Below are 13,462 nucleotides of genomic sequence, written 5' to 3' on the forward strand. Positions count from 1 at the left end.
ACTAGATCCACAGTTAGCTCCAGATAAATCAACCCAATCACTTTAGCGAAAATAGGGATATTAAGAAAGGGGGAGGGGAAAAATCAATATATACCCGTTTAAACTCTAAATGTTAAGGATTATTTAGCCAAAGGAAGTGAAAATCTAAAAATACTACCTTGTCCTAAATTACTGGAAACCGTAATTTTTCCGCCCTGTAATTCCACTAAGCGACGGGTGATAGCTAATCCAATTCCGGTTCCCCCGGAATGTCGAGAACGGGAACGGTCGGCTCGCCAAAACCGTTCAAAAACATGGGGTAAATCTTCGGGAGAAATGCCAATTCCGGTATCAATAACCCCAATCCACAAAAAGTTTAAGTCATAACCTATTTTAACAGTAATGGTTCCGGTTTCTGTATAACAAATTGCATTTCCTAATAAGTTAACTAAAATCTGTTCAGTTCGATCTAAATCGGCTAAAACTAAAGGTAAATCCGGTGAGGATTCCAACTGAATAATCGGCCCATCTTCTAAGATTTGATCGGAAAACTTTTGTACTAATGATACTAATAAAGGATATAAATTAACGGGTTTTTGATGGATGGGTAAATAACCGGATTCGACTTTCGAGAGTTCCTGTAAGTTATTCACTAACCTTTCTAAACGTTTTGTTTCTTTAGCTAATTGTTGATAAATTTCTGGGGAAGGGGCAATATTTCCGTCGGCTATTTCTTCTAAATACCCTCTAACAATAGTTAAAGGAGTTCTTAATTCGTGGGTTAAATCACCAATCAATTCCCGTCTACCTTTTTCAACATTTTGTAAACTAGCCGCCATTTGATTGAAACTCATAGCTAATTGATTTAATTCGGGAATATCATTAGGAGACATTCGTTCTGACCATTCCCCAGAAGCAAATTTCTGGGTAATTTCTTCCATTTCGGTGAGGGGTTTAGTAATACGTTTAGTTAACCAATAACTGAGTCCGACGGCGGCAGTTGTTCCGGCTAAAACTGACCAAAAGGTGCTACGGTTCCAGGCTATTTCAAAGCCTTTGACCAGACGAGTTCTAATATATTGTAACCGAAATCCTGGGCCTTCGAGTTGTTCTAAATTACTGACGAAAAACCTAGGAGAATATATTTTTCCAATAATTACTAAGGATGTTACCCCAATTAACATTACTAACAAATGGGATAAAAATAAACGCCCTCGCAAACCAATTTTATTCATATCAGTAGTAAGCCCTTCAGGGCTTTATTAAATCTTTGTTAACCACCTCAATCACAAATAAACCCAGCTAGGGAACAGCCCCCCAAACCCCCCGTGAACGGAGGGCTAGGGGGGGAGGGAACAGGGAACAAGCAAACAGTAGGTTATCCCTTTTTACAAGGTTTAGTATTGTCAAACATCTTAATTGGTAGCTGTACAGTAATAACTGTTGACTATTGCCCATTCTAGTTTACCAAATAACGCGATCGCTAATTTTCTCTAATAATTTTGGCCCAAAACCAGATACCTGATCTAAATCTTCTAGGGAAGTAAAGGGTTTTTTCTGTCTAGCTGCTATAATATTTTTAGCTAACTTTTCCCCGACTCCGGGTAAGGTTTGTAACTCCTCTTGAGTAGCAGTATTGAGATTGATTTTAGTAGTTAGATTTGCTTTTGCAGAAGGGGTTTGAGAGACAACAGAATCGCCACAGGCTTTTAAATCTTTTTCGATTTTTGTTAATAGCCAATTGGGAATCCCTAGGGCGGAATTTTGATATAAACGTTCAAATTCTCGCTGAAAATGAGACGCAACTGTTGGATTTTCTACTACAATTAGAGTTTCATCATTTTGGGTATTAGCGGCTTCTGTCCAATTATGGGAACCTGTAATTACAATTTTACCATCAATAATTCCAAATTTATGATGTAGGCGATCGCCCTCTGGTAAATTAGGAATTCCTACGGTTGAAATCGGCTGTTTCCAAGGATTATTTCCCGATTCATAACGACACTTATTAACTAAAGAAATTCCCATCATATCCAAACCTTCACTATAGAAACGATAGGCAAAACTCGGATCAATTAATCCCCGAATTGAGACGTTATTTTGATGTTTTCTTTCTAAAGTATTAACAATATCTTGGGCGGAAAAAACAAATAAAGCGAAATCAAAGGATTGATTAATTCTCAGTAATTTTTGATTAATTAAACCATTAGTGCTATTTTGCCAAGGTTGTTTTTGAGAAGTAGGAGAAAATTGAACTTTTACCGGAGTATTACCAACTGAAATATTCTGCACCCCGCGAAAAGTTTTTTCAATCCCAAATAGACTATCCTTTTTTTTGCCAACTCCATCCCCCCACATTAAGTTAAATTCTTCGGAAAATAGTTTTGCTAATTTTGAACTTTCAATTTTTAATAAATTATTGGCATTTCCTAGACTTTCTATGGTTTGAAAATCTCCATGAACATCGCTGGTTGTCCAGTTAGCAGAAGTTACAATTAAATTTTTTTTGTCTACTACCATAAATTTATGGTGCATTAACCCCGTACCTTTAGAACCATTTTCAGTATCATCAATAATCGGAATCCCAGCCTTTTCTAAGATAATTAAAGCATCCCGTTGTTGACTTTCCTCCGGGCTAACTTTTCCATCTTGGTTCAAATCAGCTAGTAAGATAAATTCTTGATATCGATTCTGTTCTTGTTCAGGTAACTATAGAGTTAAACTGATCTGCAAAGATATCTTGACAAGTTGACGCACGACCATAAAAAAATCGGGGCTTTTCTGTTATATTAACTAATGATTGTAATAAGTACCTAAACAAAATTAATTACACATCCTCCACCCTGTTCTCTCCCCCCCTAGCCCCCCGTGCACGGGGGGTTTGGCGGGGCTGTTCCGGTGTTCCCTCTCTCAACTAGGTAATTTATTTTGTGTAACTACTTATCAGAATAGACCTTAAACTCAATTCGGGGACATTGATTTTTAACCGAGATTTTAGATAACAATCAAAAAATAAACAACTATTGTCCATTGCCCATTTTTCTAAAACCCATTGCCTATTAACCATTGCCTAGCTTCATGATTCAGGTAATCTATTAATAGGACGAGATTAACTTAATTTCTGCCAAGTCACCGACGGAAAAAGATGTAACAGTCTGTCAGCGCCGTAAGCACTTGCTCAGAGCTTGTAGGCGCGGGTAATCACCCTCACTGCTGTGCTATGCCAAAACGAAAGAGGACATTTCCCTGTGGCCATAAAGGATATGGGAAAATCTGTCATCGTTGTAATCAACAAGAGGTGACACAGGATTCCCACAGTCAGGCTATAGAGGACAAACGAACCAAAAAACTAGAATGGGAAGCCTCCTTTACTCAGGATATCATTGATCTCAGAGGCTTACCCGATTATGTTGTGATTAAGGCCAGGACTATTTTAGCGGGCTTAAATGACCAAAAAAATTATCGAGACTTTGGAGGGAAGCGACTGCGCCATAATCGTTTTATTATCAGTATTCCCGTAACCCGAAATTATCGAATGCTTTGTCAAGATAGCGGTAATTTACTCGTTCCTCAAAAAGTCCTTTCCCATGAAGATTATAACGTTTGTAAACCAGGAGATTAATTAACTTAAACACCTTCAATTTTAACGATTTTTAATTGTGCTTGCGGAAAATAAAACTCAACTTTTGATTGATAAAAATTTATGCAAATTTACCTCGATCATAGCGCTACCACTCCTCCCTCAGATGAAGTTATCGCCCTTATGCAAACGGTGATGACTCAAAATTGGGGAAATCCTTCTAGTATTCATGAGTGGGGTAACAGAGCCGCGATGATTTTAGAACGCTCGAGAATACAGGTGGCCCATCTGATTAACGCTCCACCGGAATCAATTATTTTTACCTCCGGGGGAACCGAATCCGATAATCTAGCTATTATGGGGGTCGCCCGTCAATATTCCCAACCCCAACATCTGATTATTTCTGCGGTGGAACATTCGGCTATTTCTGAACCCGCAAAACTCCTAGAGCAGTCGGGATGGCAAATTACCCGCTTACCCGTGGATAGTCGCGGACGCATTCACCCCCTGGACTTACAGGCGGCCATTCAACCGAATACGGTTTTAGTATCGATTATTTATGGCCAAAGCGAAGTGGGAACCCTGCAACCCATTGAAACTTTAGGCAAAATTGCCCATACTCACGGGGCTTTATTTCATACCGATGCGGTACAGGTGGCGGGACGTTTACCCCTGGATATGCAGCAGTTACCCGTTGATTTATTATCCCTGTCCAGTCATAAATTGTATGGCCCCCAAGGAGCCGGAGCCTTATATGTGCGGGAAGGGGTACGGTTAACTCCGTTGTTAGCCGGAGGGGGGCAGGAATTTCAACTGCGTTCAGGGACACAGGCTGTTCCCATCCTGGCTGGATTTGGGTTAGCTTGCCAATTAGCAGCCCAGGATATTGTGACAGAAACCTCTCGGTTAATTAGATTACGCGATCGCCTATTTGACTTATTAGCCGATGTGCCGTATTTATTACCCATAGGCGATCCTTTAAATCGTTTACCCCATCATGTTAGTTTTTGTCTTACCCCAAAACACATCAACCCCACCACCTTGACGGGAAAAACCCTAGTCCGTCAACTGAATTTAGCCGGAATTGGCATTAGTGCAGGTTCGGCTTGTAGTAGTGGTAAACTCAGTCCCAGTCCGATTTTATTGGCAATGGGATATGACGAAATCACCGCGTTAGGTGGGATTCGTTTTACCCTGGGACGGGATACCACCGAAGCTGATATTGATTGGACAGCAATGGTTGTGAAACAAGTCCTCAAGCGTTTGATTCCAAATCAGTTGTTAGCCATGAGTATTTAACTTAAAATCAAGTTTGTAGAATTCTAAAGAGTATGATTAATGCACTTGAACAACAGTTTTTTTCATATTCACATATTGCAGGGGAAATTCCTTGTAATCTGGAGTCAGAAAAATTTATAACCGTTCAGAGAAAGCCACCTCTGAAAATCTACTCTTTAGGATTTCAACCTGCCAAATTTATTCCTGAGATTCCCCGTTGGTTTCTCAAAAAATATGCTTCACCTTCTTTTACTGTACTTGATCCATTTTGTGGATCAGGTACAACTTTATTAGAAGCAATTCAACAGCAGATTTCAGGTTATTGGTTGGACTATCATCCTCTCAGTCGTTTAATTTGCCAGGTCAAAACCACTGTATTTTCACCCCTAGATGTTTTAGAAGCAACAACCCAAATTATTGAAAAAGCATCAACCCAAAAGTTTGCAGAATCAACTATCAATTTTGCAAATAAAGATTTTTGGTTCCAACAACCCGTACAAGAAGGTTTGGAAATTTTAAGAGAACATATCCTCTTAGCCAAATCTACCCTTCAACCCTTACTCTGGTTAGCGTTTGCCTCTACAGTTAGAAAGACTTCCAATATGAATGATGGGATGATTTTGGCAGCCAGACGTCCCCATATTGAGAAAATCCCTGATCGTTCCCGTTTAGATGTATTTCAATATTTTCAACACTATGTTAAACAATCCATTGAAGCGTTTGTGGAATGGAACCCTTTCTTAAAAAGATTTGGGGCTCAAATTCAACAACTCTCATCTCAAGATGCTCGACAACTTCCAGAACCTTTAAAAGTTGATGCAATTATTACTTCTCCACCCTATATTAATGCAATTGATTATGTTTGGGCTTCTAAGTTTGAACTGCATTGGTTGGGCTTAGTAGGTCATGACCAAGAACGTTTAAATTTATACTCTCAAGAAATCGGAACTGAACGAATACCTAAGCAAGAGTGTAAAGAATTAGGAAAAACTGGCTATTTGCATTTAGATCAGTTGATCGAAGATATCTATTTTGGGAAAAAATATCAAGCAACTTCGGGTCAAAATCAACTTAGATCCAGAGTTGTTTATCAATATTTTATGGACATGAAAGAGCATTTTTTACAGAGTTTACAGGTATTAAAACAAGGAGGATATTATTGCTTTTCCGTGGGAGATGTTAGTAATATTTGTGGTGTTGAGATACCCGTTGCTTATTTTTTGTCAGAAATAGCTTTTGACTTAGGTTTTAAGCAAATATTCACTTTTAATCTTCTGTTGAAAAATCGACGTTTGAATCTTCCAAGAAACGTTGATTGGGCAGGGACGATTAAACATGATACTACTATTGTTATGGAGAAAATAAATTAATGTCTAATTCAATAGATGATGACCAACTTAAATCAATTTTACAAAAGTATAGTCTATCATTCACTGACAAAAAATTTATAAACAAATTGTCGGGAGAAGATGATTTAATGATGGTTTTTGGCTTAACACAAGAAATCAAAGATCTCAATAAACAGTATTGGGGGAGAGAGTTAGGGAAATGTTGGGAACGTCTGGTTATTGAGGTTTGCAGACAAGGTTGTGCAGACTTTTCCCCAGCTATCCGAGATGGAAAAGATGAATTATGTGATTTAGTGATCGGAACTGATGCTATCGATACAAAATATAGAATTGGATCAGGAGATTCAGGAACTTTAAAAAAGTTCAGAGGACACGCTGAACGATTAAAGAATAGAGGATATACACCTGTTTTACTGATTTTGCGAACTGATAGTTTACCTCAAGCTGTCAATACTTGTAGTGTTGGAGGGTGGAGAGTGCTATCTGGGCAAGATACCTTTGAGTATTTATCTCAAACAACAGGTTTTGATTTACAAGCTTGGTTACAAGCCCTAAGAGGGTTATACTTAAGATGAATTAACAAACAACAGCAACTTAATCAAAACAATTAATAGTCACATCATACCTATGTCGCAGCTACCTAACAGTTTAGAAGCAGCCGTTGAACAAGCCAAACAAGCAACTAAAGCCGCTTTAGATGATGGTTATAAATTAATTCAAATCGAATTAGTTTTTCCTGAAATTGAACTCGAAGCCCAATCTATAGCCCTAGAATTTATTCCCGTTATTCAAAAACCCGATAATCAATTAGTCGTCTTATTTCCCGATACCGGAGCCGCCGCTTTAGCCCGTCGGGACTGGGGAGAAACCTCTTTTCGAGTCACGGATTTAGGGACTTCTCGTTCTCCGGTAGAAACTCGTTTACAACCCGAAGATCAGCAATTTTTAGTGGTATCTCCTTCTGCGATAGAAGTGGCACAGATGGAAAAATTGTCTCAATTAGCCGGAGATCGCCCAGTAATTTTACTTAATCCAAAACTAGAAGATATTGCTATTATAGGAATAGGATATGCTGCTCGTCAGTTGCGAGAACGGTTTATCAAGACCATTGAATCTTGCTATTACCTTAAGTCCCTAGAAGGTGCAGCACTCAGGCGTTGTTATCCTTCAATGTGGGAAGTTTGGTTAGAAGTGGATGGACAGTACCAGTTAATCACTGAACAACCGACAAAACCCGTCGGCGATGAGTTGGATCTGATTTTGGCACAGGCGACCCCCGGAGGTGACTCGTCAGTGACACAATCTGTACAACGGCCCAAAAAAGGTGTTTTATCTGGACTTCAGAGTTTTATTCGCGCCTTAAGTCGATAATTTCCAGTTTGAAGAACACCTTATGTGTGTGCAATTAAATAAAAAATGCTGACTCGACGCATTGTTATTGGTGATGTACATGGCCATTATGATGGGTTAATGACCCTATTAGATCGTATTGCTCCTAATGCAAATGATCAGGTCTATTTTTTAGGGGATTTAATTGATCGTGGCCCTAAAAGTGCCCAAGTGGTTAATTTTGTCAAAAATAGTCCCTATCAATGTTTACGGGGCAACCATGAACAACTGATGTTAAATGCGTTGCCCGATGAAGGGAAAAATCCTCAAGCTTGGCAGGCTTGGTTATATAGCGGCGGTTTAACGACCATTACCAGTTATCAGGATTTAGGAATTATTCCCAGGGATGACGTGCATTGGATGGCTTCTTTACCTCTATATTTAGATTTAGGGGATGTTTGGCTAGTTCATGCGGGGGTGCATCCCAAAATGTCAATTAAAGAACAAAATGAGGAAGAATTTTGTTGGATACGGCGAGAATTTCATAATATCCCCAAACCATATTTTGCTGATAAATTAATTATTATTGGTCATACCATTACCTTTACTTTTGATGGCATTGAACCAGGACAGTTAGTTCAAGGTCAGGGATGGTTAGGAATTGATACGGGAGTTTATCACGCAAAAAGTGGCTGGTTAACTGGATTAGATATTACGAATAAAAAGGTGTATCAAGTGAATGTGATGCACCATAATCAAATTCGGATTTTACCTTTAAATCGGGCTGTTACCCATTTAAAACCGCCCTCTTTCTTGGCCCGATTGGGTTATGTTAGACCATAAAGATGTGGCAAGAAGTTTTTAGAAAAAGAATCCGTGTGTTAAAAGCTGCAACCAGGAGCTATAGCAATCTTAAATGATTTGCGATCAGAATATAGAACCCCACCCTAGCCCTCCCCTTACTAAGGGGAGGGTTGGGAGGGGTCGAGATAGATGGAAATATTACAACTGATTTAGGATTGCTATAGTGATGTTGCAGAATTGACACTCCCACGGGTGAACCGCGTGGGATTCTCCTGTCTAGCCCCGATTGCTCGGTATTCATGGAGTTGCCCCCTACTGTTTCCAGAATTGCTTCACAGCAATATTAAAGGAGAGTACGAGACTCTGAGGAATGCCAAGTACCTCGTCCCAATTGACGGCTACGACTATTACAGTCTTTGGCTCTGCCAAGATTTTTCGGAGCTTTCTGTAGTCAACAGGGATAATCACAGTGGTTGCCTTTTTCTCGCCATTGACAACTTGTTTTTAAGGAGGTCAGAACATCTGACCAGATAAGCGAGGAACATCCTTGCTATACTCTGATAATAGAGTCTTAAATAGAGTATGTCAAGGGAAAAGAAAATTCAGTTTAATGTTAACGAGAAAGAATATGAACGTCTCAAAAGTCATGCTGAATCAGAAGGATTATCAATGGCTGAAGTTCTTAGGGATTACATTAAAACCCTCACACCCCTAAAGGGGGTCGCACTACATCCCACGACTGAAGTGCGTGGGCTTTGTGCGAGGTTGTTGTAAATTTTTGTTAATTTTTTATGTTATCAGCTAATCTTTTCTCTAAATCATGGTAAGCTTTCCGACAAGGGAAGCACTAGGGTGATTACCTCCAGAATATTGGGCAATCACCTGTCAACAATATATCGGGAAGCAAACTAATTATGGAACAATTGTTAAACACCCTAAAAAACATCAATATTGATGTTTCAGGTGTCCCCGTCGGCAAAATTCTTCTAGTCATTCTGATCCTGACAATAACACAGGTATTCAGACGATTTTTGATCGAAGCAATTATTAAACGCATTGAGTATTTAACCCGAAAAACCGAGAGTACACTGGATGATGAATTAATTGCCATTCTCAAACCCGCCTTAAGTTGGCTGATTCTGATTGGTGGATTTTTGCTAATGAAGGAGATTCTGGCGACCAACATTGGGCCACAATTGAGCGAAGCAATTACTAAAGTTCTTAACTTAATTGTTTTTTTCATCGTTGCTTATGTGATTTATCGCAGTGCTTCGATCTTCGGGCAGCTAATTGCTAACGTCGTGCTGCGGACTGAAACCGAACTCGATGAGTTACTCAGACCATTGATGCCCAAGATTTTTCAATCGACAGCAATTATCGTCATCGCAATTAAAGTCAGTGAGATATTTTTAGGACAATCAGCAGCGGCACTCGTGGGTCTATTAGGGGGTGCTGGGGTTACTTTGGGTTTGCTGTTGAAAGATATTGTTTATGACTGGTTTTGTACAGTTATTATCTATTCTGATGGTCTCTATCGAGAAGGAGATTGGGTTTCAGTCTCAGGATTACAGGGTTTTGTGCAGATCATGAGTATTGGATTTAGAACTACAACTCTCCATGTCTATCAATGGGGTTCAATTGTGAAAATGCCCAACTCCAGGATGATTACTGGAATTGTAGAAAATTGGTCACAAAATGCGGGTGAGGAATTAAAGTGGGGTATTAGTTTAACCCTCAAAATTGATGGTATTTCAGCCAAGCAAACCGCCAGAATCTGCGATGCTATTCGAGAAATGCCTCCATCTATTCCGGGGTTATCTAAAGAGATGATTGTTCGGTTTAGCAAGATTGAAAATAATGCCCGTGTGATTAACATTGGTGCCTTTGTTAATGATAATAATCTCTACGTTGATGCCGAGAAAAATTTGAACCTAGCTATATTAGAAATGCTAGAACAAGAGGGGATTGATTTCTTGTATGTGGATCTGCGAACCGATCCCGAAAACTATAAACAAAGTCAGAAAGCTGCGAACAATTAAATCTAGCAATCCTATTCAGTCTAACCAACTTTATTCCCATTAACTATGAACACTCTCGTATCTAATTGTCCTCCTCAACTTAATTGTTGCGATCGCCAAACCCTGATTAATTATTTTCAGGAGGCTTGGCAACTCGAAGATATGCTCCTAAAAAGTTTAGTCGGGGAAGACACATTTTATCTGAATCCCGACCCTTTGAGAAATCCGTTAATTTTTTATCTGGGACATTCGCCATCTTTCTATATCAATAAATTAGTTCAGGTGGGATTATTAGAAAAATGTCTGAATCAGGACTACGAAATTCTGTTTGGAGTTGGCGTCGATCCCGAAATACCAGAGGAGTTAAATCAAGCGATCGCCCACATGGAATGGCCAGAAGTTTCCTCAGCTTGGGAATATCGAGAACAAGCCTATAAAATCCTATCAGAATTAATTCAAAAAACGCCGATTACTCTGCCGATTCTTCCCGATTCTCCCCTGTGGGCCTTAATCATGGGAATTGAACACCAGCGCATTCATGTCGAGACGTCTTCGATGTTATTTCGCCAGCTTCCCCTAGAGCGAGTCAAACGCCCCTCAAACTGGAAATATGCACCTTCTAAAAGTTATATTCCAGAGAATGAAATGCTTAAAGTTGCCGGGGGAATTGCCCAACTTGGTAAAGATTTTGATGATTCCACCTATGGTTGGGATATTGATTATGGGTCACGCACCGTTGAAGTTGCACCTTTTTTAGCTAGTAAATATCTAATTACCAATAGCGAATTTCTGGATTTTGTTAAGGCGGGTGGCTATGGAAATCAAGAGTATTGGGATGAAAAATCTTGGCAATGGAAAACTGAAAATAATATCCAACATCCAAAATTTTGGAGCTCACAAAATGGGAGTTATAAATATCGCGCCCAGTTTGATGAAATTGATTTACCTTTAGATTGGCCTGTGGAAGTCAATTATTATGAAGCAATGGCTTATTGTCGTTGGCAAGGTAAAGATACTCGTTTAATGAGTGAAGCTGAGTACAATGTAGCAACTTATGGGAATGGTTTGGTAGAAGATGTAGACGATTATAACCTGAATTTTAAATTTGGTTCACCGAGTCCAGTTGGAATGTTAGAAACCGCCAAAAGTCCCTCTGGACTTTATGATTTGCGGGGGAATGTTTGGGAATGGTTGAGTGATAATTTAAACCCCCTTTCAGGATATGAACCCCATTTTCTTTATGAAGATAATTCTGCTATCTTTTTTGATACCCAACATCAAATGATGTTAGGAGGATGTTGGATAACAAATGGCACGGAATCTTTAAAATATTACCGCAATTGGTTTCGTCCCAATTTCTATCAACACGCTGGTTTTCGGATCGTTCAAGATATTTAATTAATACAGTCATCAGTGTAGAGACGTGCCATGGCGCGTCTTTACCCGTTAGCAGTTATCAGTAAATAGTCTATTAAACTCTTGACTCTGAAAACGAAATGAGCGACATATTAATTATCTTGGCTGAAGTCAGCCTAGTGATCATTATTTTTCTATTCTTGATTGCGTTAGTTAGAAATTCATCCCAACTATTAGTTAAATTTTCAATATTTAAAAGTGACGATTCTCGACTTAAAAATCTGCGTCGAAACATCACCCGATTGTTGGTATTGATTGGCTTAGTGTTGTGTATTGTAATTGTCGGTGCGAATAGTTTTTTGCTATATCAAGGTAAAAATATTCAACAATATACACTCAATTTAATTAGCCGTATTCCCCCAGGATTTTGGATTACCTTTGGCATTGGTATTGCTGAAAGTATTGGTGCGGTTATTGTAGCCATAATTGCCCTTAAACTGCTGAAATATTGGCTAAAAATAGCCAGCACTCGCGCCAAAAACATTGAAAGAAGCACCGCCGACGATGAAAGTATAGATGCTTTCTTTACCGCCCTTTATCAAAGAGTTCGAGGCGGAATATGGCTGTGGGTAATAATTTCCTGTACTCAATTTCTCAAATTACCTGCAATCATTTCTGAATATCTCTATATCGCACTGCGAATCTATCTAATTATTGCAGTCGGATTACTGATCCTAAAAGCCGTCGCCACCATTGTCGATACCCTCGATATTCTCACTCTCAAATACTCCAACTCGGATAACCTGTTGCGATTTTATGCTCGTCTCCAACACCTGATTCCATTATTAAAACGGTGTCTGGAATTTGTTATCTATGTCTGCATTGCCACATTAGTAACACAACAAATCCAATTAATCGCCCAACTCTCTACTTTTGGTCTACGAATTATTAAGATTATTGCCATAGTTTTCTTGAGTCAGGTGTTATCTGAAGTCATCCACTTACTGGTAGAAGAAGTTGTATTTAAAGAGCAGAATTTGACGGAAATTCAAAGAAGTAGACGCTTAACTCTAATTCCCTTGTTTAAGAGTTTATTGCAATACTTAGTGTATTTTACCGTTGGAATTTTCATTCTTTATACCCTTGATATTAATCCCACTCCCATATTAGCAGGTGCGGGTATCGTTGGTATCGCTGTGGGTTTAGGAGCCCAGACCCTAATTAATGATATCGTCAGTGGCTTTTTTATTCTGTTTGACAATTACTATTTAGTCGGTGATTATATTGAAGCGGGGAAAGTAGAGGGTACGGTGGAGGCGATAGAATTGAGAACAACCCGCATCCGACATCCTAATGGTCAATTACAAATTATTCGCAATGGTGATATGGGTTCAATTACCAATTATTCCAAACAATATATTTTTGCCGTAGTAGATGTTAGCGTCCCTTATGATTCTAATTTGGCTCATGTTTATCAAGTTATTGAGGAGGTAGGACAACAGTTAAAAGCCAATTCTACAGATATACTCGAACTCACACAAATTGATGGCGTAGAAAGTCTGAGCGAGTCTAACTTATTGTTACGGACATTAACCAAAGTCAAGCCCGGAAAACATCTTCAGATTCAGCGTATTTTGCGAAAGAATTTTATGGATACCTTGTTACAAGAAGGGATTCTACTTCCGGCTAACCCTAAAATTAGTGAAGATTAATTGGGTATTATTGGGGATGTTATAAATCTTAAAATGTAGCGATCAATTTTGTAGTAT

At 39.0% G+C, this 13,462-nt stretch carries 12 protein-coding genes; 10 read left to right on the forward strand and 2 right to left on the reverse strand.

Going from position 1 to position 13,462, the window contains the following annotated elements:
• Positions 1 to 119: 119 nt before the first annotated feature.
• Both NMG86_RS05785 and NMG86_RS05790 read right to left on the reverse strand, forming a co-directional pair.
• The gene (locus NMG86_RS05785) at positions 120 to 1,214 is read right to left on the reverse strand and encodes a sensor histidine kinase (protein ID WP_026797212.1); all 1,095 of its coding nucleotides are present in this window, start codon (positions 1,212 to 1,214) and stop codon (positions 120 to 122) included.
• A gap of 229 nt (positions 1,215 to 1,443) precedes the next feature.
• Positions 1,444 to 2,637, reverse strand: coding sequence for a DUF655 domain-containing protein (locus NMG86_RS05790; protein ID WP_244639577.1), 1,194 nt, complete (start codon positions 2,635 to 2,637; stop codon positions 1,444 to 1,446).
• A 562-nt stretch (positions 2,638 to 3,199) separates the two neighbouring features.
• Here NMG86_RS05790 and NMG86_RS05795 point away from each other — a divergent pair.
• The 10 genes from NMG86_RS05795 to NMG86_RS05840 all read left to right on the forward strand — a co-directional run bounded on the left by NMG86_RS05795 (position 3,200) and on the right by NMG86_RS05840 (position 13,405).
• On the forward strand, positions 3,200 to 3,601 hold the full coding sequence (locus tag NMG86_RS05795) for a DUF7682 family zinc-binding protein (RefSeq protein ID WP_026797214.1): 402 nt from the start codon (positions 3,200 to 3,202) through the stop codon (positions 3,599 to 3,601).
• Positions 3,602 to 3,682: 81 nt separating this feature from the next.
• Positions 3,683 to 4,858 carry a cysteine desulfurase family protein gene (locus NMG86_RS05800; protein ID WP_026797215.1) on the forward strand — a complete coding sequence of 392 codons (1,176 nt, stop codon included), beginning with the start codon at positions 3,683 to 3,685 and terminating at the stop codon, positions 4,856 to 4,858.
• Positions 4,859 to 4,890: 32 nt separating this feature from the next.
• Positions 4,891 to 6,207, forward strand: a complete 1,317-nt coding sequence (locus NMG86_RS05805) for a TRM11 family methyltransferase (protein ID WP_026797216.1) — start codon at positions 4,891 to 4,893, stop codon at positions 6,205 to 6,207.
• Complete coding sequence (locus NMG86_RS05810) at positions 6,207 to 6,761, forward strand: hypothetical protein (RefSeq protein WP_026797217.1); 555 nt, start codon at positions 6,207 to 6,209, stop codon at positions 6,759 to 6,761. Before NMG86_RS05805 ends, NMG86_RS05810 begins: the two co-directional genes overlap by 1 nt.
• Positions 6,762 to 6,813: 52 nt before the next feature.
• The gene (locus tag NMG86_RS05815) at positions 6,814 to 7,557 is read left to right on the forward strand and encodes a DUF1995 family protein (protein ID WP_026797218.1); all 744 of its coding nucleotides are present in this window, start codon (positions 6,814 to 6,816) and stop codon (positions 7,555 to 7,557) included.
• Between the two features lie 45 nt (positions 7,558 to 7,602).
• Entirely contained in the window at positions 7,603 to 8,358 is a 756-nt protein-coding gene (locus tag NMG86_RS05820; RefSeq protein ID WP_026789054.1) for a metallophosphoesterase family protein, read from the forward strand.
• Positions 8,359 to 8,901: 543 nt separating this feature from the next.
• Positions 8,902 to 9,093 carry a ribbon-helix-helix protein, CopG family gene (locus tag NMG86_RS05825; RefSeq protein WP_043938667.1) on the forward strand — a complete coding sequence of 64 codons (192 nt, stop codon included), beginning with the start codon at positions 8,902 to 8,904 and terminating at the stop codon, positions 9,091 to 9,093.
• A 140-nt stretch (positions 9,094 to 9,233) separates the two neighbouring features.
• The gene (locus NMG86_RS05830; protein WP_026797219.1) at positions 9,234 to 10,358 is read left to right on the forward strand and encodes a mechanosensitive ion channel family protein; all 1,125 of its coding nucleotides are present in this window, start codon (positions 9,234 to 9,236) and stop codon (positions 10,356 to 10,358) included.
• A gap of 45 nt (positions 10,359 to 10,403) precedes the next feature.
• Positions 10,404 to 11,735 (forward strand): 5-histidylcysteine sulfoxide synthase, encoded by a 1,332-nt coding sequence (gene ovoA / locus NMG86_RS05835; protein WP_026797220.1) that lies wholly within the window; start codon positions 10,404 to 10,406, stop codon positions 11,733 to 11,735.
• 98 nt (positions 11,736 to 11,833) lie between these two features.
• Positions 11,834 to 13,405 carry a mechanosensitive ion channel family protein gene (locus NMG86_RS05840; RefSeq protein ID WP_026797221.1) on the forward strand — a complete coding sequence of 524 codons (1,572 nt, stop codon included), beginning with the start codon at positions 11,834 to 11,836 and terminating at the stop codon, positions 13,403 to 13,405.
• The last annotated feature ends 57 nt before the right edge of the window (positions 13,406 to 13,462 follow it).

Source organism: Planktothrix rubescens CCAP 1459/22, from assembly GCA_904830895.1.
Taxonomy (GTDB): Bacteria; Cyanobacteriota; Cyanobacteriia; order Cyanobacteriales; family Microcoleaceae; genus Planktothrix; species Planktothrix agardhii.

Coding starts and splice junctions, on each gene's coding strand:
- NMG86_RS05785 (WP_026797212.1), bottom strand. CDS start 1,214: ATGAATAAAATTGGTTTGCGAGGGCGTTTATTTTTATCCCATTTGTTA.
- NMG86_RS05795 (WP_026797214.1), top strand. CDS start 3,200: ATGCCAAAACGAAAGAGGACATTTCCCTGTGGCCATAAAGGATATGGG.
- NMG86_RS05800 (WP_026797215.1), top strand. CDS start 3,683: ATGCAAATTTACCTCGATCATAGCGCTACCACTCCTCCCTCAGATGAA.
- NMG86_RS05805 (WP_026797216.1), top strand. CDS start 4,891: ATGATTAATGCACTTGAACAACAGTTTTTTTCATATTCACATATTGCA.
- NMG86_RS05810 (WP_026797217.1), top strand. CDS start 6,207: ATGTCTAATTCAATAGATGATGACCAACTTAAATCAATTTTACAAAAG.
- NMG86_RS05815 (WP_026797218.1), top strand. CDS start 6,814: ATGTCGCAGCTACCTAACAGTTTAGAAGCAGCCGTTGAACAAGCCAAA.
- NMG86_RS05820 (WP_026789054.1), top strand. CDS start 7,603: ATGCTGACTCGACGCATTGTTATTGGTGATGTACATGGCCATTATGAT.
- NMG86_RS05825 (WP_043938667.1), top strand. CDS start 8,902: ATGTCAAGGGAAAAGAAAATTCAGTTTAATGTTAACGAGAAAGAATAT.
- NMG86_RS05830 (WP_026797219.1), top strand. CDS start 9,234: ATGGAACAATTGTTAAACACCCTAAAAAACATCAATATTGATGTTTCA.
- ovoA (WP_026797220.1), top strand. CDS start 10,404: ATGAACACTCTCGTATCTAATTGTCCTCCTCAACTTAATTGTTGCGAT.
- NMG86_RS05840 (WP_026797221.1), top strand. CDS start 11,834: ATGAGCGACATATTAATTATCTTGGCTGAAGTCAGCCTAGTGATCATT.